Origin of the sequence: Paraburkholderia sp. J63 (assembly GCF_905220245.1) — a bacterium.
Classification (GTDB): domain Bacteria; phylum Pseudomonadota; class Gammaproteobacteria; order Burkholderiales; family Burkholderiaceae; genus Paraburkholderia.
Genome location: NZ_CAJMZF010000015.1, coordinates 1 through 24484, shown reverse-complemented (window position 1 = coordinate 24484; position 24484 = coordinate 1). Strand labels below are relative to the sequence as shown.

Genomic DNA, 24484 nt, shown 5'->3' with positions numbered 1-24484 from the left:
TAACTCCTATACGATTATCGTATGGCCCTCTCCTTGCGCCTGCTCCGCTATTTCGTCACCGCCGCCGAGACCGGCAGCACGACCGCCGCCGCGAAGCACCTGAACGTCTCGCAGCCCTCGATCTCGGTCGCCATCCGCGAGCTCGAGACGCTGTTCGACGCGCCGCTTTTCTCGCGCGACGTGGGCACGGGCATGACGCTTACCCAATTCGGCGAACGCAAGCTCGTGGAGGCGCGCCAGTTGCTCGCCTCGGCCTCGGCGTTCGAAACCGGCGACACGGGCGACATCGACAGCGGCCTCGTGCAGATTGGCGTATTCCGCACCATCGCGCCCGTCTATCTGCCGCGCGTGCTCAAGATCGCGCTGGCACGCTTTCCAGGGCTCGCGATCCGCTTCGTGGAAGGCGACCTCGCACAGCTCGACACCTGGCTGCACAAGCGGCAGATCGATTTCGCGCTGATGTACGACGTGGGCCTGCCCGACGATATCGAGCGCGAATGCCTCGCCGAGCTCAAGCCTTATGCGCTCGTGCCCGCCGACTCGCCGCTCGCGAAACGGCGGCGCACGGTCTCCCTGCACGAGCTCGCGAGCGAGCCGTTCATCCAGATCGATCTGCCGCAAAGCCGCGACTTCCTGATGGCGCCGTTCTGGCAATGCGGGCTCTCACCGAACGTCCGCTACCGCGCCACCTCCATCGAGCTGGTGCGATCGATGGTGGCGAGCGGTCTGGGCGTTTCGCTGCTCATCACGCAAAGCCCGCAGGTCGCGCATTCGCCGCTGGTGGCCGAGCGGCCCATCCGCGAGTCCACCGTGGTTCAGCCGCTGGTGATCGCATGGCCCGCGCGCACGCCGCGCAGCCGGGCTTCGGAGCTTCTTTCGACCTGCGTGCGCGACGCCGTCGCTCAGGCCATGCGCGAGCGCGCGGGCCGCTGAACGGCGAGCATCTCCTTCTCTGTCGATTGAATCGCTGCCCACGTAGAGTACGCACTTAAATTTTTCATGTCGAAAAACTAAAACAAGTTTCATTTTTCAGGCCACTTTCGACATGGACCTGTCACCGCGCTTCCTTACATTCTCGATTCCCGCCGCATAGCCGGAAACACTGTGCATTGGACTACTAACCATACGCCGGTCCCAGCGCACGATGCCCCCTCCTTCTTCTACGGAATCGAAATGAAAAAAGCGTTGTTGAATACTCTCGCCCTCGCCGCCGTGGCCGCGTCGTCAATGGCGCACGCGCAAAGCAGCGTCACGCTGTACGGCACCGTCGACGCCGGGCTCGACTACATCAGCAACCAGAAGTCGTCGGCGGGCCACGGCACCGTATGGGGCGTGCAGTCGGGCAACGTCAGCACGAGCCGCTGGGGCCTGCGCGGCGCCGAGGACCTGGGCGGCGGACTCAAGGCGATCTTCCAGCTCGAGAACGGCTTCAATGTCGCGAACGGCAAGGGCTCGAACGGCGGCTATCTGTTCGGCCGCCAGGCGTGGGTGGGCCTCGCGAGCGACCAGTACGGCTCGCTCACGCTGGGCCGCCAGTACGACGCGCTCGTGGACATGATCGCGCCCATGTCGGCCACGGGCTCTGGTTTCGGCGGCAATATCGCCGACCATCCGTTCGACAACGACAACCTCAACAACGACGTGCGCATGAACAACGCCGTGAAGTTCCGCAGCGCGACCTATGCGGGCTTCCAGGCCGAGGCGGCCTATGCGTTCAGCAACCTGGGCGGCGGCTTTTCGGACAACAACGCCTATACGTTCGGCGCCTCGTGGAACGGCGGCCCGCTCAATCTTGCCGTGGCCTGGTTCCAGGGTAACGACCCGGGCACGACCACGGGCGGCGCATTGTCCGCGGGCAGCGGCACCGACAACGACCCGATGTTCGTCTCCGCACGCACGCGCACGCTGGGCGCGGGCGGCAGCTACACGATCGGCGCGGCGAAGGTCGGCGTGGTGTTCACGCGCACGATGATCGCGTCGCCTTCGCAGATCATGCAGGGCGGCTCGCTCAATGCGTTCAATGCCGACTACCTCACGTTCAACAACTATGAGGTGAATGGCCGTTACCAGCTCACGCCGCAATTCAGCCTCGGCGGCTCATATGTCTATACCGATGGATCGTTGAGCCGTGCGGCCGGCAATGCGTCGCCGCACTGGAACCAGTTCATGCTGCAAGCCGATTACGCACTGAGCCGCCGCACTGATCTGTATCTCGAAGGCGTCTATCAGCGCGTTTCGGGTGCCAACGGCATCGCGGTGCTGGGCAATGCCTCGATCTACAACCTCGCGGCTTCGTCGAGCAACACGCAGGCCGTGGTCGCGGCCGGCATGCGCGTGAAGTTCTGACGCAAGGGGCCGAGGCCCCAACGCTCTCTGACGCGCGCGGCGGCGCGCTTTTGCATCGATACTTTTCGGCATGGAGCGGGCTCGCCCGACGGCGTACCATGATCTTTTGGCGAACCCGCTAAAATCCGCCTCCATAACGCCGAGGCACGCCCATGCCACCTCACACGGTTCTGTTCGGTGCGTTCGATCGCCACAATTTCGGCGATCTGCTGTTTCCGCACGTGCTGGAGCGCATGCTCGCACCGCGCGCGATCTATCACGCCGGACTCGCGACACGCGATCTGCGCGCGTTCGGCGGCCATGCCGTGCGTGCGTTCGGCGCGCTCGCCGCTTCCCTTCGCGATGCTCCGCTGAACGTCATTCACGTGGGCGGCGAACTGCTGACCTGCGATGCATGGGAAGCCGCGGTCATGCTCGCGCCGCCCGAGCGCGTGCCAGCGTTGATCGCACAAGAAAAGGCGTGGAAGGACGATCCTCTGGCGTGGGCGCAGACACACGTGGGCATGGCGGCGCGAGCACCCTACGTGCTTTCCAGACCAGCATTTGCGCAGACGCAGATCGACACACTCATCTTCCACGCGCTTGGCGGCGCGGGTCTCGATCGGCGTGACGCGCCGTTTCGCGCAGAGGTAATCGAAAAACTCAGGTATGCAGATCATCTGAGCGTGCGCGACGGGCAAACCCAAATTCAGCTCCACGCGCAAGGCATCGATGCTCCGCTCGTACCCGATCCCGCCGTCATGGTGGCGGAGCTATTCGGCGATCGGATTCGTGACCATGCCGCGCAAGTCGCCATGCAGGCCGTATTGCGCGCGTTCCCGCAAGGCTACGCGGCCATTCAGTTCGATGCGAGCTTCGGCGACGATGCCACACTGGACGTGCTCGCGCATGAAATCGCCCAGGCGGCGCGAACACACGGATACGGCATCGTGCTGTTTCGCACAGGGGCCGCGCCGTGGCACGACGATCTCGACGTCTATCGCCGCTTTGGCGCGCGTATCGAAGGCACGCCCTTTAAAATTTTTGCTTCGCTCGATCTTTGGGATATTTGCGCGCTGATCGCGAATAGCCGCCTCTTTTGCGGCAGCAGTCTGCACGGCAGGATCGTGGCGATGGCGTTCGCCCGGCCTCGCATCAATATCGTTCATGCGCAAGACGCGATGCAGCCGCCCAAGCAGGCGGCCTTCGCCGCGACGTGGGAGCCCGCGGAAATCGCTTCAACAACAAACGTGCGCGAACTCGCGGAGGCAATAAACACCGCGCTGAACGCCGACACGGCATTGTTGCGTCACACGGCCGACGATCTCACGCACCGCTACCGCATCGCATTCGAACCCATCAAAGCGCTCGTCACGTAATTTGCGTGGCCAACGAATCGAGCGCGTCAATCGGGCCTGAAAACGCAAGCGGCCCGCCGGCGAACCGCGCCTCGTGAGCGCGGTTCGCACGGCGGGCCGCCATGCTTTCCGGGAAAACGCGGGAGAGGACCGGCCGATCCGCCGTCCGCGCTTTCCGGTTTCCGATCAGACGATCGGGCTTCGATTAGAAGCGGTGACGCAGACCAACCGTTGCAGCGACCTGGTTCGGCGTGGTCGACGGCGACAGCGTGTTGATCATGGCTACGTTCGAAACGCCGTCGAGCGAGCCCGAAGCGTGCTGGTAGACGCCTTCGACATAAACGTCGGTGCGCTTCGAGAGCGAGTAGTCGGCTTGCAGCGAAACGGTGTGCCACTTCGGATCAGCCGAGCCCGCGTTGCTCGTGAGCTTGCCGTCCGTGAACGTGTACGCTGCGTTCAGGCTCAGGGCCGGCGTCAGCGCGTAGGTGCCGTTCAGCTCGAAGTTGTCGAGGTGCAGGTTCGTGTTCGGCTGCGTGAACACGATTTGCGTGTCGCCGCCCTGGCCGCCAGCGATCAGACCTTGGTATTGCGTGTGGGTCCACACGAAGCCCACCGTTGCCGGGCCGTACGTGTAGTTCAGGCCTGCGCCGAAGGTGCGTTGCGTCTGCGCCGACAGGTTGAAGTTGTTGCCGTCGCCTGCCGCGTTCGCGCCGTTCGCGTTGTTGTTCGTACGCGAGTTGTTCATCTGCAGGTAAGCAGCCGCGAAGTTCAGCGGGCCGTTGCCGTACGATGCGCCAGCGCTCCATGCGCGGTTGTTCGCGAACTGGCCAGCGTCGTTGCTGAAGCCGTACAGGCCACCGAACTTGAAGCCCGCGTAGTTGGCGCTCTGGTACTTGACCGAGTTCTTGATCGAGAACGAGTGATCGAGGTTGTCGTTGTCGAACGGATGAGCAGCCATGTTGTTGCCGAAGCCCGAGCCTGCTTCCGAGAGCGGCGACAGGTAGTCGACCATCGAGTCGTACTGGCGGCCCAGCGTCAGCGCGCCATACTGGTCGCTTTGCAGACCGACGTAGGCCTGACGGTTGAACATCGTGTTCGATTCGGTGTCACGGCCGTTGTTCAGGTTGAAGCCGTTTTCCAACTTGAAGATGGCATGCAGACCGCCGCCCAGGTCTTCGCTGCCCTTCAGGCCGAAGTACGTGTCGGACAGCGCGCCGCTGCCCTGGTTCCATGCTGCGTGGCCGCCCGCGTTGTTCGCGTAGACGATACCCGCATCCAGCGAACCGTAGAGCGTGACGCTGCTTTGTGCGTGAGCCGAAACTGCGAACGCGCTCAGGACGCCCGCGATGATCAAAGTGTTCTTCATGACTTTCCTATATGACATTCAGACCGCGCTGAAGTGGCCCGGGTACTGGAACCACCCCGGCAATCTCGGAGCGAAGTTTAAGTGCCAATGCAGTGGGAACGGGATGTTCACGCCATGGAACAGACAATTGCAGAATATGGAAATATCGCAATTGCAGGACTTAAAACCTTGTGTGGAAAGGAAAATTCCGCACTGGCCCCGTCCTCGGAATGTTACAGACGTGTGGTTATCACGCGACGCCCTTGTCAAGTCAGTGAATTTGATTATTGTCGAATTCGACTCGATTATGCGTTGATCCCCATGCTAGTATTTCGCCGTCTGAAGAGACTCCGGAACAGTTAATACAGACAGCCGGGGTGGTTCGTGTCTGCGGCCACCCTCTTTTCTTTTGTGCCCTTTAATGATGTTCGGGCTATGCGGGCATTGGGGAAATACTGCTTAGGAAAGGCATAAGAGCGCTTAAAACGGTATTCATATTTCTATTTGCCGATTTGCGTCACGCTCTTTAAATACGCGCGATCATCGGCCCAATCCGTTCAATCAGTCCACCGTGAAATGCACCGTGCGCCTCGCGCGCTCGTCCACCGCGAGCGAGAACACATCGGGCCGCGCGTAATGCCCTACCACGTCGAAGTCGTAGCGGGCGCGCACGAGATCGTCGGTATCGATCTGCGCGACCACGAGACCGGTTTCGCCATGCAGCGGTCCGGCAAGAATTTCGCCGAGCGGCCCCACGATCACGCTGCCGCCATTGATGAGCGGACGCGCGGGGTCCCAGCCCGGCACGTCGATACCGAGCGCGGCAGGCGTGGGCTGCACCTGGCACGCGCTGATCACGAAGCAGCGCCCCTCGTGTGCAATGTGGCGCATCGAGCATTGCCAGATCTCGCGCTCGTCCACGGTGGGCGCGCACCAGATCTGCACGCCCTTCGCATACATCGCAGTCCGTAGCAATGGCATATGGTTCTCCCAGCAGATGGCCGCGCCGGCCACGCCCGCGGCGGTGGCCACCACGGGCAGCGTCGAGCCGTCGCCCTGCCCCCAGATCAGCCGCTCGGTGCCGGTGGGCATCAGCTTGCGATGCTTCGCAATCAGCCCTTGCTGCGGATCGAAGAAGAGCGCCGTGCAGTAGAGCGTGCTGCCCGCTCGCTCGATCACGCCAATCACGATCGAGGCCTCGCATCTCGCGGAAAATTCGGCGAGCGCTTCGGTCTCCGGGCCGGGCACGTCGATGGCGTTCGCATGGTATTGCGCGAATGCCTCGCGCCCTTCGGGCAAGCGGTAGCCGAGCCGCGTGCCGAAGATCTCGCCCTTCGGATAGCCGCCCAGCAGCGCCTCGGGCATGACCACGAGTTGCGCGCCCGCGGCGCGGATGGGCGCTTCGAACGACAGGATATGCTCCAGCGTGGCCGCCTTGCCTTGCGGCAATGCGCCGATCTGCAGCGCAGCGACAGTCGATTTCGACATGGTGTTCCTCCGTGGATAAGACGCGTTTGTCCCGCGTTTGTCCGTATCATGACGGGGTCGCAACCCTGCGCACACGCGTGCGGACACTTTCTGCTATGCATGCCAGTGATATCTCCGGCGTCGATCTGAATCTGCTCAAGATATTCGAAGCCCTGTTCGAGGAAGGCGGCGCGAGCCGGGCCGCGATTCGCCTCGACATGACGCAGTCCGCCGTGAGCGCGGCGCTCAAGCGGCTGCGCGAGCTTTATGCGGACCGTCTCTTCACGCCGACCGGGCGCGGCCTCTCGCCCACGGCGCGCGCGCGGGAGCTCAAACCGCTGATCAGCGAGGCGCTCGACCGCTGCCGCCAGAGTCTCGCCATCGCGTCGCCGCACGCCACGAGCTTTCATGGCCGCGCCGTGGCCATCGGCCTCTCCGACGACTTCGAGCTCGCGCTCGGCCAGCCCATCATGGCGTATCTCGCGCGGCATGCGCCGGGGCTGCGCGTGATCTTTCGGCAGACTTACAGCCAGATCGTGAGCGAGGGACTCGCCAGTCAGGACATCGACCTCGCCATCGCCGCGGGCGGGTTCGCCACACGCGGCCTCAGCCATCAAGTGCTCGGGCAAGGCGATTACACCTGCCTGCTCGACCCGGCCACGCTGCCGACAGCGGCGCCCGCCGCGCTCACGCTCGAGGCTTTTGTCGCGCGCGGCCAGATCCTCGTCTCTTCGGGCGGCGTGGTCGGCATCGTCGACGAAGCGCTTGCGGCCCTCGGCCTGCGCCGCACCGTGATCGCCTCGACAACGCATTTCGCGGCGCTGCCGCATTTGCTCAAGGGCACGCCGGCCGTGGCGACGATTCCGCGCCATGCCGCCAGCGCGATCGCCGCCATGACCGGCCTGCTGGAGGTCGAGTGCCCGCTCACGCTGCCCCGCTATCCGATCGAGCTCGGCTGGCGTGCGAACGCGCTGCGCGATGCCGCCGTGGCGCGCGTACGCGAAGCCATAGGCGCGTGTGCTCCTGCGCTGGCAATACGGCACGATTGATGCGGCGGCACGCTGCACGACACGGCGCGACGCAGCGCGAAAACACGACGCAAAAAAATTTTGCTCCATTGCGACGGATTCGCGCCGCCGCCCCGTTCAATGCACATGAGGGCCACGCGCCCGCCATCAGGAACGGGAGAGTTTTCATGCCTCGCAAGCCGCTACATTCGCTGCTCGCCGCCACCGTGCTGACACTCGCCAGCACGTGTGCATTTGCACAGACGGTCATCATCGCGCCGCACGCCCCGCCGCCGCCGCGCGCGGAAGTCGTGCCGCCGCCGCGCGCCGGCTACGCATGGGACCCCGGCCACTGGCGCTGGGAGGGCGGCGGCTACCGGTGGGCGCCGGGCCACTGGCGGCCGATGCACCAGGGCTACCGGTGGGTGCCGGGGCACTGGGCCGCGCGCGGTCCGAACTGGCGCTGGGTGCCGGGACATTGGGCCTGAGGCCGTGCCGTTACGCGCTGCATGATGCAGCGCGTGCGCCGATGAACGCATTCGCCCCATACACCCCATACGTAGCCCGATCATGAAGACACTCGTTTTACTCCTGCTTGCCACGGCCGTCCTCACCGGCTGCATCGTGGAGCCCGCGCGGCCGGCGTACTACCGGCCCGCGCTCGTCGTATATTGAATGCTCGCGAACCGGCGCACGCCCGTGGAGGAAACGACGATGAGACTCGCGCGGCACACGCCGCTGCGTTCGCACACAACGGCTGCGCGCTCGACGCAAACGAGCCACGGTGTGGCGTCTTGAGCGAGCGCGACCCCGACGCGGAACTCGTCGCGCGCATCGGCGAACGCGATGCGGGCGCGGTGCGCTCGCTCGTCCTGAACAAGCTGCCGCGCCTGCTCGCGCTCGCCACGCGCATGCTCGGCGACCGCATGGAAGCCGAAGACGTGGCCCAGGAGGCATTCGTGCGCATCTGGAAGCAGGCGCCGCATTGGCGCAGCGGCGAGGCGAAGTTCGACACGTGGCTGCATCGCGTCGCGCTCAATCTCTGCTACGACCGCCTGCGCGGACGCCGCGAAATTCCCGCCGACACGCTGCCCGACGAACCCGATCCCGCAGCGCCGCCCGAGCAGCGGATCGAGGCGCGCACGCGCGACGAGCGTGTGCGCGCCGCGCTGGCCGCGTTGCCGGTGCGCCAGCGCGAAGCGCTCGTGCTCACTTATTACCAGGAGCTTTCTAACCTGGAAGCGGCCGGCCTGATGGACATTTCGGTCGACGCGCTCGAAAGTCTGCTGGCGCGCGCCCGGCGCAGCTTGCGCGCACAACTGGCCGGCGAACAGACCGGTAAGGATTCCGTATGAAATCTGAACGATTCCACACGCTCGTCGAGGCCTACGGCGCCGATCCGCGCCGCTGGCCCGAGCACGAACGCGCCGACGCGCTCGCGTGGGCGCGCGCGCATCGCGCCGAAGCCGATGCCGTGCTCGAAGCCGCGCTCGCGCTCGATGCCTGGCTCGCGCGCGACATGGTCGCGCCGCCCTCGCGCGCGCTCGTCGAACAGATCATGGCGGGCGCGCCCATTCCCGCGCCCGAGCACAAGGCGCCTTCGAAGCGGCGCCGGTTCTGGTGGTCCGGCGCGGCGTTCGCGGGCGCCGGCCTCGCGGGCGCACTCGCCGGTGCGCTGACCATGTCGCTCGTGCTGCTCGGCAACCCGCCGCCTTCGGCAAGCGATGCGGCGCACGGCGCGGCGCACGAGAGCCCCTCGTGGATGAGCACGGGCTTCGACGGCTCGATCGACGACTGGGGCGACGAATGAACGGACGCTCCTGGAAAGCGCTGATGGTGGGCTCGGTGCTGCTCAATGTGTTCCTGCTCGGCGCGATTGCGGGCGGCGCCTGGCGCTGGCTCGCCGCGCACGGCACGGCGCAACCGCCTCAGGCGCAGCGCCTCGCGCTGCGCTTCGCCACCGACGAACTCCCGCCCGAACGGCAGCAGCAGTTCCTCGATACGCTCAGGACCGCGCGCCGCCAGGGCCGCGAGTACGCGCGCGAGGGCCACGACGACCGCCGCGAGGTACTCGATCTGCTCGCCGCGCCGCAGCTTGACCGGCCCGCACTCGACGCCGCGCTCGCGCGCACGCGTGAAGCCGATAGCGCCCTGCGTGCCCAGGTGGAAAGCGCCGTGGCCAACTATGCGGCCACGCTCACGCCCGAGGAGCGCGTGAAATTCGCCGAGGGGCTCGAACGCAGCGGTCAATGGCGTTTGCCGCTACGGCAGCGTAAAACTGCCCCGCAAGCGAGCGACGCGCAATAAAAGCCGGACCAAAAAAGTTTGCACGGCAGCGACGGATCGCAGCGCGACCCGCGTTTAAGAGAAGTACACAACGCCACAAGGACCGCGCATGGAAAGCCTGCCCACCGCTCGCGCCGGTGCGATCGCCATGAATCGCTTCGGCCTTGGCGCGCGCGACGACGAGACGCCGCCCGGCGACCCGCAGCGCTGGCTGCTCGACCAGTTCGACCGCTACGAGCCGCTGCCCGTGGCATGGCGCGGCGAGCCCGGCGCGGTCGCGATCGTGACGCGCTTCGGCGAGGAGCGCCAGCAACGCATGGCCGACGACACGGCGTCCAGCAGCACGACTGTCGCCAGCAACATGAACGCAAGCGACACGCCGGGCAGCGCGGCCTCGCCGCAAGCGGCGCAACAAGCCAACAGCCAGGCCGCCCGCCAGGCCACCAACCGCGCGATACGCCGCGAGGGTGTCGAGATCTATCGCAACGCCGTGAACGCGCGCCTCACCAGTGCTTTGGATACCGAAACACCTTTTGTCGAGCGCCTCGTGCACTTCTGGTCGAATCACTTCGCGGTATCCGTCGACAAACCGGCGCTCGCCGGCCTCGCGGGGTCGTTCGAGATGGAAGCGATCCGCCCGCACGTGCTCGGCCGCTTCGAAGACATGCTGGTCGCCGTCGAGCAGCACGCCGCGATGCAGGTCTTTCTCGATCAGGTGCGCTCGGTCGGCCCCGACAGCCGCGCCGCGCTGCGCGCCGATCAGCGCGATCCCGCGCACAAGCGCGGCCTCAACGAAAACCTCGCGCGCGAGATCATGGAGCTGCATACGCTCGGCGTGCGCACGGGCTACACGCAGGACGACGTCACCGAATTCGCGCGCGCGCTCACGGGCTGGAGCGTGGCCGGCGTGCGCGGGCCGCAGCCCGGCAACGCGGCGCCCGGCGCCTTCGTTTTCAGGCCCGCGCTGCACGAGCCCGGCGCGCGCACGGTCATGGGCCGCCGCTACGACGAAGCGGGCGAAGAGCAGGCGCTCGCGGTCCTTCACGATCTGGCCCACGCGCCGGCCACGAGCCGCCATATCGCCTTCCAGCTCGCGCGCCACTTCGTCGCCGACAATCCGCCGCCCGCGCTCACCGATCATCTTGCTCAGGTCTACGAACAAAGTGGCGGCGACCTGCCCACGCTCTATCGCGCGCTGGTGGAATCGCCGCAGGCATGGGGCGCCGCCGATACGAAGTTCAAGACGCCGTGGGAGTGGACCGTTTCGTCGATGCGCGCGCTCGGCTGGCGCGAACGCGGCGACCTGAATGCCGCGCCGCTGCTCACGCAACTGGGCCAGCCGATCTGGCGCCCCGGCTCGCCCGCGGGCTACGACGACATCGCCGCGAGCTGGGCCGCGCCCGATGCGCTGGTGCGGCGCGTGGAAGTCGCGCAGCGCTTCGCAGCGCGTGTGGGCGACCGGCTCGATCCGCGCACGCTCGGGCCCGCCGTGCTGCCCGGCACGCTCAGCCCCGCAACGGCCACGGCGGTCTCGCACGCCGAGAGCGTGCCAACGGCCATCGCGCTCCTGCTCGTCTCGCCCGATTTCCTGAGGAGGTAACCGGCATGCTCTCCCGCCGCCAATTCTTGCGCTGCGCCGCCGCAGGCGCGGGCGCAATGCTCGTCGCGCCGCAAATCGTGTTCGCGAGCGCGGCCACCGACCGCCGCTTCGTCTTCGTGATCCAGCGCGGCGCCGCCGATGGCCTGAACATCGTCGTCCCCTACGCGGAACCCGCCTACGCGAACCTGCGCGGCGCGCTCGCGATCGACACCGCGAACGCCGCGAAACTGAACGGCACCTTTGCGCTGCACCCGTCGCTCGCGCAAATGGCGCAGATGTATCGCGACAAACAGGCCTTGTTCGTGCACGCGGTGGCCTCGCCGTATCGCGACCGCTCGCACTTCGACGGCCAGAACGTGCTGGAGACGGGCGGCAGCGCGCCTTATCAGGTGAAGGACGGCTGGCTCAACCGGCTCGTCGGGCTCGTGGGCGCCACGCGCGAGAACGCCATCGCGCTCGCCCCCACGATGCCGCTCGCGCTACGCGGCACGGCGCGTGCGACGTCTTATGCGCCGTCCGCATTGCCCGCGGCATCCGACGACCTGCTCACGCGCGTCTCCGCGCTCTACGAAGGCGACGCGCAACTGCACGGCCTCTGGGCTTCGGCGATGGACGCGCGCGGACTGGCCGGCGATGCGAGCGCGCATCAGGACCCGGCGAGCCTGGGCAAGCTCGCGGCGCAATTTCTCGCGCGCGCGGATGGCCCGCGCATCGCGATGATCGAGACCGGCGGCTGGGACACGCATAGCGCGCAGAACGCGCGGCTCGCGAACCAGCTCAAGGCGCTCGACACGATGCTCGCCTCGCTGCGCGACGGCCTCGGCCCCGCGTGGGACAAAACCACGGTGCTCGTGGCGACCGAGTTCGGCCGCACGGCCGCCGCCAACGGCACAGGCGGCACCGACCACGGCCAGGGGTCGGTGGCGATGCTCGCGGGCGGCGCGGTCGCGGGCGGGCGCGTGCTCGCGGACTGGCCGGGCCTGCGCCCCGCCGATCTCTACGAGCAGCGCGACCTCAAGCCCACGGCCTCGCTGGACGCGCTGATCGCGGGCGCCGCGGCGGAGAGTCTGCAACTCGATCCGCAGCGCACCGCCGCCACGCTGTTCGCGCAAGCGGGCGCACAACGACCGGTTACGGGTTTGATTCGAACATGAACGAATAATCAGGATTACCGATGATCTGGCGTGAGGAGACCAATACGCCAATCAGCGAACCATAAATCCGCAAATCAAGGAGGAACTGTATCGTGAAGACGAAGAAGCCAATGCTGCTCGCCGCCCTGCTCACCGGCACGGCCCTGCTCTCGGCCTGCGTGGTCGAGCCCGCGCGGCCGCCCGAGCCGCCACCGCGCGTCGAGGTCGTACCGCCCGCGCCGCAGCCGGGCTATCACTGGGTGAAGGGACATTACCGCTGGGAAGGCAACCACTGGGCCTGGATTCCCGGACACTGGGCCGGCTGACGAGCAAGCGGCCATCAAGCACGCGCGGCGCGAATGCGCCGCGCGTCGTCCATTCACCCTATTCACGCCATTCGTGTATTACGCCGCCTGCGAGCAATGGTCCGGCATGCGCAGCGCCGCTTCGTCGGCGGCAAGCACTTGCGGAATGGTTTCCTTGAGGAAGTCGACGAAGGTCCTGATCTTGGCGTCGAGATATTGCCGCGACGCGTACATGGCGTAGACCGTGAGCTTCTGAAGCTGATAGTCGGGCAAGACCCGCAGCAAGGAACCGTTGCGCAACGCCGGCACGGCGGACGACATCGGCAGCGAGCCGATGCCCACTCCCTCGCGCAACGCGCCGGCCAGTGCGTCCGCAACATTCACCTGGAACGTCGAAGGCGGCAGCTCGAACGTCTCGGCCCCGCCCGGCCCTTCGAGGTGCCAGCGGTCGCGGGGAAAGACCGGCGTGAGAAGCTGGAGACACGCGTGATCGGCAAGCTCGGCGACGCTGTGCGGCGTACCGTGCTCGCGCAGATAGTCGGGCGACGCGCACAGCACGCTGTGCACCTGGCCCAGCGTCTGCGAGACGAGCGCCGAATCGGGCAACTCCGTCGAGCTCAATTGCAACGTCACGTCATACCCTTCGTCGAGCAGATCCGGCACGTGCTGCGAGAGCGTGAGCTCCACCGAGACCGAAAGATAGCGCTTCTGATACTGCATGACCGCCGGCACGACGTAGGCCTGCCCGAAGCTCGTCGTGGCATGGACACGCAGCCGGCCGGATGGCAGCGCCTGCGCGTCGCCGGCCTCGGCTTCCGCCTGGTCGATGTACGCGAGAATCTGCTCGCAACGCCGCAAATAGCGTTCGCCGGCCTCGGTCAGCGCGACGCGGCGCGTGCTCCGGTTGAGCAGGCGCGCCTGCAAATGCGTCTCCAGGCTCGCCACCGCGCGTGACGCGAATGCGGTCGTGATATCGAGGCGATGTGCGGCGGCGGTAAAGCTGCCTTCTTCGGCCACGCGGGCGAAGATCCGCATGCAATTCAGCGTATCCATCTTGTTGAAAGAAGCAGGGTGGGCATGGAGGGACGGCGGTTTTGCCGGACCGGTGCGCGAGGAGCGCATCGTTCCGGCGCCGCGCGCGCAAACGCCGCTAAGCTTACCATCCATGCCGCTGGAACGTGCGCGCCGCGCCGGACCGGGCCGCCTCCTGGCGGCGACCCCGAGCCCGCAACGCGCCGCCACTACACCACGTTCTTTTCGACGATGGGACGGTTCTCCAGCACGCGCTCCCAGCTCAGCGAAGACAGATCCAGGGTCCGGTATTGCCCGTCGATAATGAGCTCGCTCACGCCGCGCCCCGTTGCGGGCCCCTGCTGCAGGCCGTGGCCGCTATAGCCATTGGCGAACACGCAGTTCTCGATATCCGGGTGATAGCCGATGATCGCGTTCTGGTCGAACACGTTGTACTCGTAGTAGCCCGACCAGCAATTCTCGACGCGCAGCGCCTCGAATTCCGGCACGCGATGAGCCAGCGTCGGCCAGATCACCTCGTCGAACAAGCGGTGATCGACTTCGTCGAGCGGGAGATCGTCGGGGTCGTTCGCTTCGCTGGGTGAGGTCCCCGTGATATAGGTCTTGCCCTCGGGCCGGAAATACACGCCGGTGGGATCGATAAGCAGCGGACTATTCGCCAGCCGCGCCGGCGACGACACATTAAAGATGCTGCGACGCCGCGCGTACACCGGAATGTCGATGCCCATCATGTCGGCAATGCGCCGCGTCCACGCGCCGGCGGCGTTCACGAGCGTATCGCAGGCATAACGCTCACCATTGCTCGTCAGCACCTGCGTGACCTTGCGGCCGTCGAGCTCGAGACCGCTCACCTCCGCAGCCACGTAACGCGCGCCCAACGCCTGCGCCTTCTTGCGCAGCGCCTGCACCAGACCATAGCCGTCGAACCAGCCCTCCCCGCTGAGGCCATAGGCGCCGGCCACGATGTCGTCCACGTTCAGCCAGGGAAACCGCTCTTTGAGCGCGTCCGGCGCAAGCAGCGCGATATCGGCGCCCAAACTCGTTTGGAGTGCGTAGTTTTCGCGCAGGGTGGCTTCACCGGTCGCGGTGGCAAGAAACAGATAGCCGCCCTCGTGCAAATCAATGGAGGGCTGGTGGCCTTCTACCTGAAGCCGCTCGCCGATATGGCGCAGAAATTCGATGCCGTATAGCGACATCTGGATCGAGAGCGGCGTGGAGAATTGCTGCCGGATGGACGCGGCCGATAACGCCGACGACGATCGCGCATAGCTCGGGTCGCGCTCGACGACCGTCACGGCAATCGTCGGATCCGACGCGCGCAAAAAGTAAGCGATGGAACTACCAATGACGCCGCCACCCACGATAACGACTTTAGCACTCACGACTTGCTCCAGATGGCCAATTGCCTGGCATGCCGAATGGAAAGCCGGTCCGGGGGCGCTGCAGATACACGCTCGATCGCGATGCGATGCACTGGCTCGCGCGCCGCCCGGCCTTCCGGAGGTCTCCCCACGCCCGCAATGAGATTGTCTAGTCGATGTTGAAATCGATGCCCTGCGCGAGCGGCAATGCCGACGAGAAGTTCACGGTATTCGTTGCGCGCCGCATATAGGCCTTCCACGCATCCGAGCCCGATTCGCGACCGCCGCCGGTTTCCTTCTCGCCGCCGAATGCGCCGCCGATCTCGGCGCCGCTCGGGCCGATATTCACATTGGCGATGCCGCAATCGCTGCCCGACGCGGAAAGAAAGCGCTCGCTCTCGCGCAGGTCGGTCGTGAAGACGCACGACGAGAGGCCGTGGTGCGCCGCATTGTTTGCCTCGATGGCCTCTTCGAAGTGGCTGTACTTGAGCACGTAGAGAATCGGCGCGAAGGTCTCCGTGAGCACGACCTCGGTCTGCGCAGGCATCTCGACGATGGCCGGGCGCACGTAGAAGCCCTTTTCGTTGCCCGCCACGACATGGCGCTCGCCGCCAAAGACCTTGCCGCCCTCGCGCTTTGCCTGCTCGAGCGCGGCTTGCATGCGCTCGAACGACTGCGCGTCGATGAGCGGCCCCATCAGCGTGCCCTGCTCCAGCGGGTTGCCGATCGAGACCTTGCCGTAGAGCGTCTTCAAGCGCTCCACGGTCTGCTCATAAACGCTCTCGTGCACGAACAGGCGGCGCAACGTCGTGCAGCGCTGGCCGGCGGTGCCCACCGCCGAGAACAGGATGCCGCGCAGCGCCAGTTCCATGTCCGCGGTGCCCGAAACGATGCCCGCGTTGTTGCCGCCGAGCTCCAGAATCGTGCGGCCAAAGCGGCGCGCGACTTCCACGCCGACGGCCCGTCCCATTTCGGTGCTGCCCGTGGCGCTCACGATATTCGAGCGCGGATCGGCCACCAGCTTCGCGCCCACCTCGCGGCCGCCGGTGACGAGACGCGTTAGCCCTTCGGGCGCGCCGCCGAATTCCTCGAGCGCGTCCTGGAGAATCTTGTCGACGGCCAACGCGGTCAGCGGCGTCTTCTCCGAGGGCTTCCAGATGACGGCGTTACCGCAGACGAGCGCGAGCGCCGCATTCCACGACCACACCGCGGCCGGAAAGTTGAACGCCGAGATGACCGTACAGACGCCCATCGGATGCCACGTCTCGGCCATGCGGTGGCCGGGGCGCTCCGAGGCAATCGTCAGACCATAGAGCTGACGCGAAAGCCCCACCGCGAAGTCGCAGATGTCGATCATCTCCTGCACTTCGCCCAGCCCTTCCTGAAGGATCTTGCCGGTCTCGAGCGTGATGATGCTGCCCAGCGCGTGCTTGCGCTCCCGCAGCTTGTTGCCCAGCACGCGCACGAGCTCGCCCCGGCGCGGCGCCGGCACGGTGCGCCAGGTCTTGAAGGCCTCGTGGGCTTGCGCGAGCGCGGCGTCGGCATCGGCGACGGACTGGCTCGCCACGCGGCCAATCAGCTCGCCGTTGATGGGCGAATGAACGGCGATGTCGCCGGCCTCTGCAAGATGGGAAATCCCGAGTTCCGAAAGGATGGTGGATGCTTTCACTGAAAAACCTCTTCGATGTTTCCGATAGGAAATATTGCGTCTCAGGAAACTATACACGCAGTCCGAAGGCCGGGAAAAGAAAATTTCGCATCGGAAACAATGTGACCGCGAAGGCGCCGTGGCGCGCCATCCCGGCCGGCCGCCCGGATCTCCCCGCATTACAGCAAGAGAAATTTTCATGACGATTAGCATTCCTGATCCCGTCTTGAGGCATTGCTCGAGCGCGAGCAGCAGCGCTTTGCAGCGCGGCATCCGCGCTCCGCCGCGCTCTATGCCCGCGGCAGGGAGGTCTATCTGTACGGCACGCCGCTGCACTGGATGCAGTTGTGGCCCGGGGCGCATCCGGTCTACATGCGCGATGCGCAAGGCGCCCATCTGCGCGACGTCGACGGCAATGAGTTCGTCGATCTGTGCCTCGGCGATACGGGCTCCATGTTCGGCCACTCGCATCCCGCCATCGCCGATGCCATCGCCCGCCAGGCTCACCGTGGCGTGACCGCCATGCTGCCGGCCGAGGACGGCGTCTGGGTCGGCGAAGAATTGAGCCGGCGCTTCGGCCTGCCCTACTGGCATCACGAGCGCCTCGTGCGCCTCGTGGAGTTCAACGACATCGAAGCACTCGAGCGCGAGCTCGCGCATGGCGACGTGGCCTGCGTGATCACCGAGCCGATGATGACCAATATCGGCATGGTGCCCGTCGCGCCGGGCTACCACGATGCGCTGCGCCAGATCACGCGGCGCCACGGCACGCTGCTCCTGATCGACGAAACCCACACGATCTCGATGACCGACGCGAACTACGCGCACATGATCGAAATGGCGACGCGCATTGCACGCAGTGTCGAAGCGGATATAGCAAGGCATGCGCTGCCGTGGCACGTCACGCAGATCGGCGCCCGTGCCGAGTATATGTTCATGCCGCTGCCGCCGCGCAACGGCAGCGAAGCCAAAGCCGGACGCAACGGGCCGCTCGAAGCGTTCATCCATCTGTACCTGCTCAACCGCGGCGTGCTCATCACGCCGTTCCATAACATGATGCTTGCCTGCCCCCAGCTCGCCTCGAACGACGTGGAGTAGCACAACCGCGCATTCTCCGAGTGTCTTGCCGAACTCGCGGGAGGCTGACGATGGGCCGCCTCGAAAACAGGATCGCGCTCGTGACGGGCGCCGGCCAGGGCATCGGCGCGGCGATTGCCGGGCTGTTCGCGCGCGAAGGCGCGCACGTCGTGGTAAGCGACCGCGACCTCGAACGCGCGAGCGAAGTTGCTGCGCGCATCGCCCTGGCCGGCGGCCGCGCAAGCCCGTGCTTGCTCGACGTCACTGACGAACAGGCGTGGCAGCGCATCGTCTGCTGGATTCAGACAGAGCTCGGCGGACTCGACATCCTCGTCAACAACGCGGGCGTCGCACTCGTGAAATCGATTGAAGACACATCGCTCGCGCAGTTCCGCGACGTCATGTGCGTCAATGTCGAGGGCGTGTTCCTCGGCATCAAGCATGCGGCGCCGGCGCTCGCTGCGCGCGCGAAAGACCGTGCGGCGAGCGCGGCCATCGTGAACCTGGCGTCTGTGCTCGGCGTGCAGGGCATTCCGGACAACATCGCCTATGGCACGTCGAAGGCCGCGGTCCGGCAGTTGACCCGCTGCGCCGCGATCGAGTTCGCCGAACGCGATACGCCTATCCGCGTGAATGCCGTGCTGCCCGCCGTCACCGACACTCCCATGGTGCGCCGGGAAATCGAGGAATGGGCCGAACTCGGCACGTTCGGCACGCGCGACGTGGATGCGACGCGCGCTGCGTTCGGCGCGCGCGTGCCGCTCAAACGCATTGGCAGCGCTGACGAGATCGCCTACACCGTGCTCTTCGCTGCCTCCGACGAAAGCTCCTTCACGACCGGCGCCGAATATGCGGTGGACGGAGGACGGCTTGCCGTCTGACCCAATATTGGAGAGAACAGCGTGACTGGCAGACTGACTGGAAAAATCGCGCTCGTGACCGGTGGCGCCCAGGGTATTGGCCGCGCCATTGCGGAGGTATACGTGGCAGATGCCCATGCCGTGCGCGAAACGGTGGATCGCGTGGCAGCCGTGCACGGCGGACTCGATATTGTGGTGCACAACGCGGCGGCGTTTTCGCGCGATCCGCTCGATTCGATGCCGCTCGATGCGCTCGAGCGGGTGCTGGCCGTAAACCTCAAAGCCTGCTTTTACCTCGCGCAAGCGGCCGTGCCGCATATGAAGGCGCGCGGCGGCGGCCGGCTGCTCGTGACATCGTCGATTACAGGGCCGCGCGTGGTCATGCCCGCGACCGCGCATTATGCGGCGAGCAAGGCCGGCGTGAACGGCTTCATTCGGGCTGCCGCGCTCGAACTCGCCGCAGCGGGCATCACGGTCAACGGCGTCGAGCCCGGCTATATCGATACGCCAGCCATGGCCGCCTTGAAGCAGCGGTTTGGCGAGGAGGCGATCGCCCGCCACATACCGCTGAAGCGGCTCGGCCGGCCCGAAGAGATCGCCAACGCCATGCTGTTTCTGGCGAGCGACGAATCGGCCTATATCACGGGCCAGACGATCGTGGTCGATGGCGGGTCCATGCTGCCCGAGAGCCCGGTTTTTGCGCAGGCCTAGCTCGTACCGGGCGGAGCGGGTCTCGAGCCGGCGTCCACGTTGTCATCCTGCATCAGCAACGCCGAAAGCAGCCGCCGCAACTCCAGACCCTCCTTTTGGCTCAATCGGGCCGTGAGGATCCGCTCCACCTCCTCCACGCGCGGGCGCAAGACCGTCAACTGCTTCTTGCCGTCCGCGGTGAGAAACAGCACGTAGCTGCGCTTGTCGGCGGGATCGTCGGAACGTTCGATCAGGCCGTTGCGCACCATGCGCGCGACCAGATCGGCGATCGTCGAACGGTCCACGTCGAGCGCATCGCCGAGCTGCCGCTGATTGAGCCCCGGCGTTTCCCGCAGGATTTCGAGCGCCGCGTATTGCACGCTGGTAATTTCCGCGGAGACTTCGCTGAGCCACACGGCTGCATGGCGTTGCTGGGCACGGCGCACGAGGCTGCCCGTAAACTTCTGGAGCGGTTGGGAAGTGTCGTGTCGGGTGGCCAATTTCGCAGTGTCGCGCGGTTTCGCGCCATGTCGGTTCAGGTCAGGGCAGCCGCAATATCGGCCGGAAGAAGGCGCTCAGTTCCGCATAGTCATCTAGCGGCAGCACATGGGCGACGTATTGATCCGGCCGGACCACCACGAGCGCACCACGTTCGCGGTCGATGCCGCGCTCGTCGAAGATATCAGTCGCCGCATCGCTCGTAAATGCCTTTTCGTAATCGACAAGGCCGTGGCAGCCCTTGCGCGGCAACAGCAGCGCCGGCAGGTCTTCGAGACGCACTTCGCGATGAGGCTGCTGCAGCACCGCGCGCAAATCGAGCACGCTGTCGATGTCCGCATGCTCCGGCGTGGCGAGCCGCAGTATCGAACCGGGAGCGGTGGCGAGATGATCGCACAAGCCCCGCAGTGCATTGCCGCCCGCATCCGAGAATGCATAGAGACGCCAGCGGCCATCGGCACGCGCCGCGTGACCGAGATGGACGGGTTTCGCATCCGCAACCCGGATCACCGGCGCCGAATGGAATCGCATGCCGATCGGAAAGCCTTTCGCGAGTGCCTGATGCGTTGCTTCTCCGGTCAACATGCCCCGGCGATAGCGCGTAGCCACACCGGCCGTATATCGGCCCGCACGAACGAAATACGCCTGCAGTTCCGCGGGATCGACGCCGCCGGCTTCGGGGCGGCCGGGATCCTTCGGCGGCGCGGCCATCATGGCCGACCACTCCTTGTCGAAATCGATGAGCTCCTGCGCAATGGGCTGGCGTTCATCCGAATAGGTTCGCAGCAACTCGACGTCGCTGCGCTGTTGCAGCACCGCGCCGAGCTTCCAGCCGAGATTGAAACCGTCCTGCATCGAAACGTTCATGCCCTGGCCGGCCTTCGCGCTATGCGTGTGGCAGGCATCGCCGGCGATAAAGATCCGGGGCTCGCGCGCGGTGCCGTCGGGCGCGAGCGCATCGTCGAAGCGCTCGGTCAGACGCTGGCCCACTTCGTAGACCGAGAACCACGCCACTTCCTTCACATCGAGCGAGTACGGATGCAGGATGCCCTGCGCCGTCTCGATGATGCGATCGACCGTGGTCTGCTTGATGCTGTCACGGTTCTCGGGCGTGACTTCGCCGAGATCGACATAGAAGCGGACCAGATAGCCCCCTTCACGGGGAATGATGAGCAGATTGCCTTTGCTCGCGGATTGAATCGCCGCTTTGAGCCTGATGTCCGGAAAGTCGGTGACAGCGAGCGCATCCATCACGCCCCATGCGTGATTGGCCGCGTCGCCGCGCAGTGTCTGTCCGATGGCGGTCCGCACGCGGCTGCGCGCGCCGTCGCAGCCCACGACGTAACGCGCCCGCACCGTGACAAGCTCCTGAGGCCGACCCGCATCGGTGCATTGCAGCGTGACATGGACCGGATAGTCGTCGGTGTCGTCGCGCTGGACGTCGACCACTTCAAGACCGTAATCGGGTTCGAAACGCTGCGCGGACCGGCGCATGACGTCGAGCAGATAGTCCTGGATCCGTGCCTGATTCACGATCACATGCGGAAATTCCGAGAGACCTGTTTCGGTATCCTGAACACGTCCGGTACGCTTGATCGTGCCTCGATCCTGTGCATCGGGCCGCCAGAATACGGTTTCGTTGACCCAGTAAGCTTCGCGCAACAAGCGCTCGCTCAGCCCGAATGCCTCGAACATCTCAACGGTCCGGCACGCGACGCCATCGGCCTGCCCCATCAGCAGCGGCCCGGCGCGGCGCTCGACGATACGGGTCCTGATGGAGGGGAATTGCGAGAGCTGTGCCGCGAGCACGAGCCCGGCGGGCCCGCTGCCCACGATGAGCACGTCGGTCGTATCGGGTAGCACGGTCTGTGGCGCGCCCTCGGCGGCTGGCTCGGTCATCGGGTCGCCGGTGCGCAAGCCGTTGAGATAAAACTGCATGATGTCTCCTCTATTGTGAATCCGTTCGTGTCAGCGCAAATATACTCCGTACACCAACTATTTAAAAGAACTTTTTGACGGGATGAAATGCCTGCACCTCGGCCGCCGCGCGCCCCCGGGATCACACGACCATGAGGTCGTAGCCGACCAGAATTTCCCCCTTGAAGTGCTTCGCCGCCGCGCTGCGCCATACGGCATCGGGTGTCACGGGCATAACCGGTGTCAGATGCGAGAGAATCAGCGTCTTGACGCCCGCCTCCTGCGCAATACGCCCGACTTCCTCGACCGGAGAATGATCGGCCATCATGTGCTTCATGATCTGGTCGTAATTCGCCTTGGGGTTATCGCGGGCGATATGCTGAGCCAGCTTTTTCGTGGCGTCGATATTCATGGCCTCGTGCACCAGAATGTCGGCGCCCTTCGCCATTTGCGCAACGGCATCGAGCGGAACGGTATCGCCCGAAAACGCGATCGAACGATCGGGAAAATCGAAGCGGTAGCCGAATGCGGGGTTGACGGGCGGATGCTCGACCCGCACCGCCGTCACGCGGACATTTTCGTCGGCCATCACGAAGCCCGAATCCGAAAACTCCGTAACCGGCACTGCCGTCAACGGCGTCCCGCCCAGGTCCTCCGCCCAGAACTGCAGCGTGGCCTTTTGAGAACGCAGATAGTCCTTGGTCATCTGATCGAGCGGCGGCGGTCCGTACATCTGCACTGAAGGACTCATGCCGTAAATCCAGCCAAGCAGCAGGAACGGACCGTATTCGATGTTGTGGTCGGGGTGATGATGCGTGAGGAACCCCGCCCTGACCTGGTTGAATAGCAGGCCCGTCCGCGCGAATTCATTGGAAACGCCCAGGCCGAAATCGAGGACGTAAGCCGATCCGTTATGCATCATGACGTGGCTGGTCTGATGCCGCGGCATACCCACCATCGGTCCTGCGCCCGTGCCAAGCATGACGAGCTTCGTGCCCCTGGCGTCACGCAATGCCGCCTTCGCGAGATCGGCGCGCTGGTCGAGCGACAGTGTGTCGTTCTCCTGAATAGCGGACTGCGCCCTGGCGGTCGACATCATCGCTGCACCGGCCGCGGCAGCCATGCCGCCCAGCAACGCGCGGCGGGTAGAGTTCGGATTTTTATCGAAGCTCATCTTTCAAAATCTCCTTCATTGCGATCGGGATCGTTCGTTCTTGCCGGTGCCGGCGGCCCCGTCACCGGCCATCCGGACAGCGCTATTTTTGATATTCCGTCGATCAGAATGTGGTTCGCAGTCCGACTCGTGCGATTGCCTGCGAGGCGCTGCTCGACGAGCCGCCAGGGTTCAGGATGCCGTTGATGTCGGCTTGCGCGCCCGAGTTTGCGCGCTGATAGACACCTTCCGCGTAGACCATCGTGCGCTTGGAAAGCGAATAGCTCAGTATCGCGTTCAACTGGTTGGCGTGGTTATCGTCGAGGGCTTCATTGCCCTTCATATACATGTAGCTGAGGCCCAGCGAAAAGGCCGGCGTGATTTGCCAGTTGGTGGCGAGTTGCCCCGCGTAGGCATAGGCGCCCGTGAGTTCATTGCGAACCGTCACGAGATTGGCGGAAGTCAGCGTGGGGCCCAGCGCATAGTGAGCGCCGACACCCCAGTTTCGAATGGCAATCTGTGGGGAACCGCTGACGGCGCCCGGATATTTCTGCTCGGTATAAGCGGCGCCGAGTCCGAACGGGCCGTGATCGTAATTCAGGCCGAAGCTCATGCCCGAGTTCGATCCGAACGATCCCGCAACGCCGCCGAACGAATACAGTGCGCCAAAGGAAAGCCCGGCGATCTTCGGCGACTGATACTTGACCGCATTATTGATGGGGATGCCGTTCGTTCGGGCCCAGCCGAACCAGCCCGTCGGATTTTGCGGAATGCCGAGTTTCTGGAACGGACCTGCCGCAAAGCTATAGAGACCGCCGGAGATCAGGCCCGGCGTATTTTGGGCTTCGGTCAGGGAGGTGAACATGAACTCGTAGACGTTCCCCAACGTCAATTTGCCGAAGCGAGGATCGTCGAGTCCGACGTAGGCGTTGCGTCCGAAAAGCGCCGGCTGCACGGTTGCGCCCGTGCCCACCTGAAACTGGTCTTCGAGCTTGAAGATGGCTTTGGTTCCACCGCCCAGGTCTTCCGCGCCTTGAATACCGAACAGGTTGGGCGCGTAGATGCCGTCGTCGAACTTGGCGACAGAGTGACCGCCCTCATTCGATATATACGACACCCCGGCATCGATTAATCCATACATGGTGACGTTGCTCTGCGCAAAGGCACAATGTATTGGAAGGACTGCGAACAGTACTACCGCGTAGCGCTTTTTCATCTAAGTCTCCAAACTTATTTTAGGTTCTACACGATTGCGAGGCAGCGCACACCGTGCAATGCCTCGCAATGTCTCGCCGACTACGTCATGCCTGTTCCTGCGACCTCCGTTTTCGCGTGTGCTTTAGTCTTCCCGACGACATTCACGACGCGTGCACGCTCTCGCTTTTTCTGGCAAGGTCGAGCGCCACGTCCACGATCATGTCC

At 65.1% G+C, this 24484-nt stretch carries 24 protein-coding genes; 15 read left to right on the top strand and 9 right to left on the bottom strand.

The annotated features are described in order from the left end of the window. Positions 1 to 21: 21 nt before the first annotated feature. From U5775_RS17865 to U5775_RS17855, 3 genes are all read left to right on the top strand, one after another. On the top strand, positions 22 to 933 hold the full coding sequence (locus U5775_RS17865; RefSeq protein ID WP_322059417.1) for a LysR family transcriptional regulator: 912 nt from the start codon (positions 22 to 24) through the stop codon (positions 931 to 933). Between the two features lie 240 nt (positions 934 to 1173). Further along, entirely contained in the window at positions 1174 to 2346 is a 1173-nt protein-coding gene (locus tag U5775_RS17860) for a porin (RefSeq protein ID WP_322059416.1), read from the top strand. A 152-nt stretch (positions 2347 to 2498) separates the two neighbouring features. Beyond that, positions 2499 to 3704: a polysaccharide pyruvyl transferase family protein gene (locus U5775_RS17855; RefSeq protein ID WP_322059415.1), complete on the top strand. Its 1206-nt coding sequence runs from the start codon at positions 2499 to 2501 to the stop codon at positions 3702 to 3704. Positions 3705 to 3888: 184 nt separating this feature from the next. Here the strand turns inward: U5775_RS17855 and U5775_RS17850 are convergent, their stop codons facing one another. Beyond that, positions 3889 to 5049, bottom strand: coding sequence for a porin (locus U5775_RS17850; RefSeq protein ID WP_322059414.1), 1161 nt, complete (start codon positions 5047 to 5049; stop codon positions 3889 to 3891). 540 nt (positions 5050 to 5589) lie between these two features. Beyond that, entirely contained in the window at positions 5590 to 6516 is a 927-nt protein-coding gene (locus U5775_RS17845) for a carbon-nitrogen hydrolase family protein (protein ID WP_322059413.1), read from the bottom strand. 95 nt (positions 6517 to 6611) lie between these two features. Here U5775_RS17845 and U5775_RS17840 point away from each other — a divergent pair, with 95 nt between their 5' ends. The 8 genes from U5775_RS17840 to U5775_RS17805 all read left to right on the top strand — a co-directional run bounded on the left by U5775_RS17840 (position 6612) and on the right by U5775_RS17805 (position 12847). Next, positions 6612 to 7544: a LysR substrate-binding domain-containing protein gene (locus tag U5775_RS17840; RefSeq protein WP_322059412.1), complete on the top strand. Its 933-nt coding sequence runs from the start codon at positions 6612 to 6614 to the stop codon at positions 7542 to 7544. Between the two features lie 146 nt (positions 7545 to 7690). After that, positions 7691 to 7990 (top strand): YXWGXW repeat-containing protein, encoded by a 300-nt coding sequence (locus U5775_RS17835; RefSeq protein WP_322059411.1) that lies wholly within the window; start codon positions 7691 to 7693, stop codon positions 7988 to 7990. A gap of 306 nt (positions 7991 to 8296) precedes the next feature. After that, the gene (locus U5775_RS17830; protein ID WP_322059410.1) at positions 8297 to 8857 is read left to right on the top strand and encodes an RNA polymerase sigma factor; all 561 of its coding nucleotides are present in this window, start codon (positions 8297 to 8299) and stop codon (positions 8855 to 8857) included. Then, positions 8854 to 9312 carry a hypothetical protein gene (locus tag U5775_RS17825; RefSeq protein WP_322059409.1) on the top strand — a complete coding sequence of 153 codons (459 nt, stop codon included), beginning with the start codon at positions 8854 to 8856 and terminating at the stop codon, positions 9310 to 9312. Before U5775_RS17830 ends, U5775_RS17825 begins: the two co-directional genes overlap by 4 nt. Then, on the top strand, positions 9309 to 9809 hold the full coding sequence (locus tag U5775_RS17820; RefSeq protein ID WP_322059408.1) for a periplasmic heavy metal sensor: 501 nt from the start codon (positions 9309 to 9311) through the stop codon (positions 9807 to 9809). The genes U5775_RS17825 and U5775_RS17820 overlap by 4 nt, the downstream gene beginning before the upstream one ends. 88 nt (positions 9810 to 9897) lie before the next feature. Then, on the top strand, positions 9898 to 11388 hold the full coding sequence (locus tag U5775_RS17815) for a DUF1800 domain-containing protein (RefSeq protein ID WP_322059407.1): 1491 nt from the start codon (positions 9898 to 9900) through the stop codon (positions 11386 to 11388). A gap of 5 nt (positions 11389 to 11393) precedes the next feature. Beyond that, on the top strand, positions 11394 to 12542 hold the full coding sequence (locus U5775_RS17810) for a DUF1501 domain-containing protein (protein ID WP_322059406.1): 1149 nt from the start codon (positions 11394 to 11396) through the stop codon (positions 12540 to 12542). Between the two features lie 110 nt (positions 12543 to 12652). Next, a complete protein-coding gene (locus tag U5775_RS17805; protein WP_322059535.1) occupies positions 12653 to 12847 on the top strand; it encodes a YXWGXW repeat-containing protein in 195 nt (64 codons plus the stop codon). A 78-nt stretch (positions 12848 to 12925) separates the two neighbouring features. Here U5775_RS17805 and U5775_RS17800 read toward each other — a convergent pair whose 3' ends face one another. The 3 genes from U5775_RS17800 to U5775_RS17790 form a co-directional block, all read right to left on the bottom strand. Continuing rightward, positions 12926 to 13879, bottom strand: a complete 954-nt coding sequence (locus U5775_RS17800; RefSeq protein WP_322059405.1) for a LysR family transcriptional regulator — start codon at positions 13877 to 13879, stop codon at positions 12926 to 12928. A 188-nt stretch (positions 13880 to 14067) separates the two neighbouring features. Then, a complete protein-coding gene (locus U5775_RS17795) occupies positions 14068 to 15240 on the bottom strand; it encodes an FAD-binding oxidoreductase (RefSeq protein ID WP_322059404.1) in 1173 nt (390 codons plus the stop codon). A gap of 148 nt (positions 15241 to 15388) precedes the next feature. After that, a complete protein-coding gene (locus U5775_RS17790) occupies positions 15389 to 16888 on the bottom strand; it encodes an aldehyde dehydrogenase family protein (RefSeq protein WP_322059403.1) in 1500 nt (499 codons plus the stop codon). Between U5775_RS17790 and U5775_RS17785 the strand changes: the two genes are divergently transcribed. Genes U5775_RS17785 through U5775_RS17770 form a run of 4 tightly spaced genes read left to right on the top strand, consistent with a single transcriptional unit; the run spans position 16879 to position 19515 of the window. Then, a complete protein-coding gene (locus U5775_RS17785) occupies positions 16879 to 17070 on the top strand; it encodes a hypothetical protein (RefSeq protein WP_322059402.1) in 192 nt (63 codons plus the stop codon). The two genes, U5775_RS17790 and U5775_RS17785, sit on opposite strands and share 10 nt — an antisense overlap. Before the next feature lie 31 nt (positions 17071 to 17101). Beyond that, positions 17102 to 17965 (top strand): aminotransferase class III-fold pyridoxal phosphate-dependent enzyme, encoded by an 864-nt coding sequence (locus tag U5775_RS17780; RefSeq protein WP_322059401.1) that lies wholly within the window; start codon positions 17102 to 17104, stop codon positions 17963 to 17965. A gap of 50 nt (positions 17966 to 18015) precedes the next feature. Continuing rightward, positions 18016 to 18825, top strand: a complete 810-nt coding sequence (locus U5775_RS17775) for an SDR family NAD(P)-dependent oxidoreductase (RefSeq protein WP_322059400.1) — start codon at positions 18016 to 18018, stop codon at positions 18823 to 18825. 21 nt (positions 18826 to 18846) lie between these two features. After that, positions 18847 to 19515 (top strand): SDR family oxidoreductase, encoded by a 669-nt coding sequence (locus U5775_RS17770; RefSeq protein WP_322059399.1) that lies wholly within the window; start codon positions 18847 to 18849, stop codon positions 19513 to 19515. Here U5775_RS17770 and U5775_RS17765 read toward each other — a convergent pair. The 4 genes from U5775_RS17765 to U5775_RS17750 form a co-directional block, all read right to left on the bottom strand. Beyond that, positions 19512 to 19994, bottom strand: coding sequence for a MarR family transcriptional regulator (locus U5775_RS17765; RefSeq protein WP_322059398.1), 483 nt, complete (start codon positions 19992 to 19994; stop codon positions 19512 to 19514). The genes U5775_RS17770 and U5775_RS17765 overlap by 4 nt on opposite strands. Positions 19995 to 20034: 40 nt before the next feature. Beyond that, positions 20035 to 21930: an FAD-binding monooxygenase gene (locus U5775_RS17760; protein ID WP_322059397.1), complete on the bottom strand. Its 1896-nt coding sequence runs from the start codon at positions 21928 to 21930 to the stop codon at positions 20035 to 20037. Positions 21931 to 22051: 121 nt separating this feature from the next. Then, the gene (locus tag U5775_RS17755) at positions 22052 to 23083 is read right to left on the bottom strand and encodes an MBL fold metallo-hydrolase (RefSeq protein ID WP_322059396.1); all 1032 of its coding nucleotides are present in this window, start codon (positions 23081 to 23083) and stop codon (positions 22052 to 22054) included. A gap of 103 nt (positions 23084 to 23186) precedes the next feature. Then, positions 23187 to 24278, bottom strand: a complete 1092-nt coding sequence (locus U5775_RS17750; protein ID WP_322059395.1) for a porin — start codon at positions 24276 to 24278, stop codon at positions 23187 to 23189. Positions 24279 to 24484 lie beyond the last annotated feature (206 nt).

Excerpts from the sequence above, each read along its gene's own strand:
- U5775_RS17865 (WP_322059417.1), top strand. The coding sequence starts at position 22 with ATGGCCCTCTCCTTGCGCCTGCTCCGCTATTTCGTCACCGCCGCCGAG.
- U5775_RS17860 (WP_322059416.1), top strand. The coding sequence starts at position 1,174 with ATGAAAAAAGCGTTGTTGAATACTCTCGCCCTCGCCGCCGTGGCCGCG.
- U5775_RS17855 (WP_322059415.1), top strand. The coding sequence starts at position 2,499 with ATGCCACCTCACACGGTTCTGTTCGGTGCGTTCGATCGCCACAATTTC.
- U5775_RS17850 (WP_322059414.1), bottom strand. The coding sequence starts at position 5,049 with ATGAAGAACACTTTGATCATCGCGGGCGTCCTGAGCGCGTTCGCAGTT.
- U5775_RS17845 (WP_322059413.1), bottom strand. The coding sequence starts at position 6,516 with ATGTCGAAATCGACTGTCGCTGCGCTGCAGATCGGCGCATTGCCGCAA.
- U5775_RS17840 (WP_322059412.1), top strand. The coding sequence starts at position 6,612 with ATGCATGCCAGTGATATCTCCGGCGTCGATCTGAATCTGCTCAAGATA.
- U5775_RS17835 (WP_322059411.1), top strand. The coding sequence starts at position 7,691 with ATGCCTCGCAAGCCGCTACATTCGCTGCTCGCCGCCACCGTGCTGACA.
- U5775_RS17825 (WP_322059409.1), top strand. The coding sequence starts at position 8,854 with ATGAAATCTGAACGATTCCACACGCTCGTCGAGGCCTACGGCGCCGAT.
- U5775_RS17820 (WP_322059408.1), top strand. The coding sequence starts at position 9,309 with ATGAACGGACGCTCCTGGAAAGCGCTGATGGTGGGCTCGGTGCTGCTC.
- U5775_RS17815 (WP_322059407.1), top strand. The coding sequence starts at position 9,898 with ATGGAAAGCCTGCCCACCGCTCGCGCCGGTGCGATCGCCATGAATCGC.
- U5775_RS17810 (WP_322059406.1), top strand. The coding sequence starts at position 11,394 with ATGCTCTCCCGCCGCCAATTCTTGCGCTGCGCCGCCGCAGGCGCGGGC.
- U5775_RS17805 (WP_322059535.1), top strand. The coding sequence starts at position 12,653 with ATGCTGCTCGCCGCCCTGCTCACCGGCACGGCCCTGCTCTCGGCCTGC.
- U5775_RS17800 (WP_322059405.1), bottom strand. The coding sequence starts at position 13,879 with ATGGATACGCTGAATTGCATGCGGATCTTCGCCCGCGTGGCCGAAGAA.
- U5775_RS17785 (WP_322059402.1), top strand. The coding sequence starts at position 16,879 with ATGCTTTCACTGAAAAACCTCTTCGATGTTTCCGATAGGAAATATTGC.
- U5775_RS17775 (WP_322059400.1), top strand. The coding sequence starts at position 18,016 with ATGGGCCGCCTCGAAAACAGGATCGCGCTCGTGACGGGCGCCGGCCAG.
- U5775_RS17760 (WP_322059397.1), bottom strand. The coding sequence starts at position 21,930 with ATGCAGTTTTATCTCAACGGCTTGCGCACCGGCGACCCGATGACCGAG.
- U5775_RS17755 (WP_322059396.1), bottom strand. The coding sequence starts at position 23,083 with ATGAGCTTCGATAAAAATCCGAACTCTACCCGCCGCGCGTTGCTGGGC.
- U5775_RS17750 (WP_322059395.1), bottom strand. The coding sequence starts at position 24,278 with ATGAAAAAGCGCTACGCGGTAGTACTGTTCGCAGTCCTTCCAATACAT.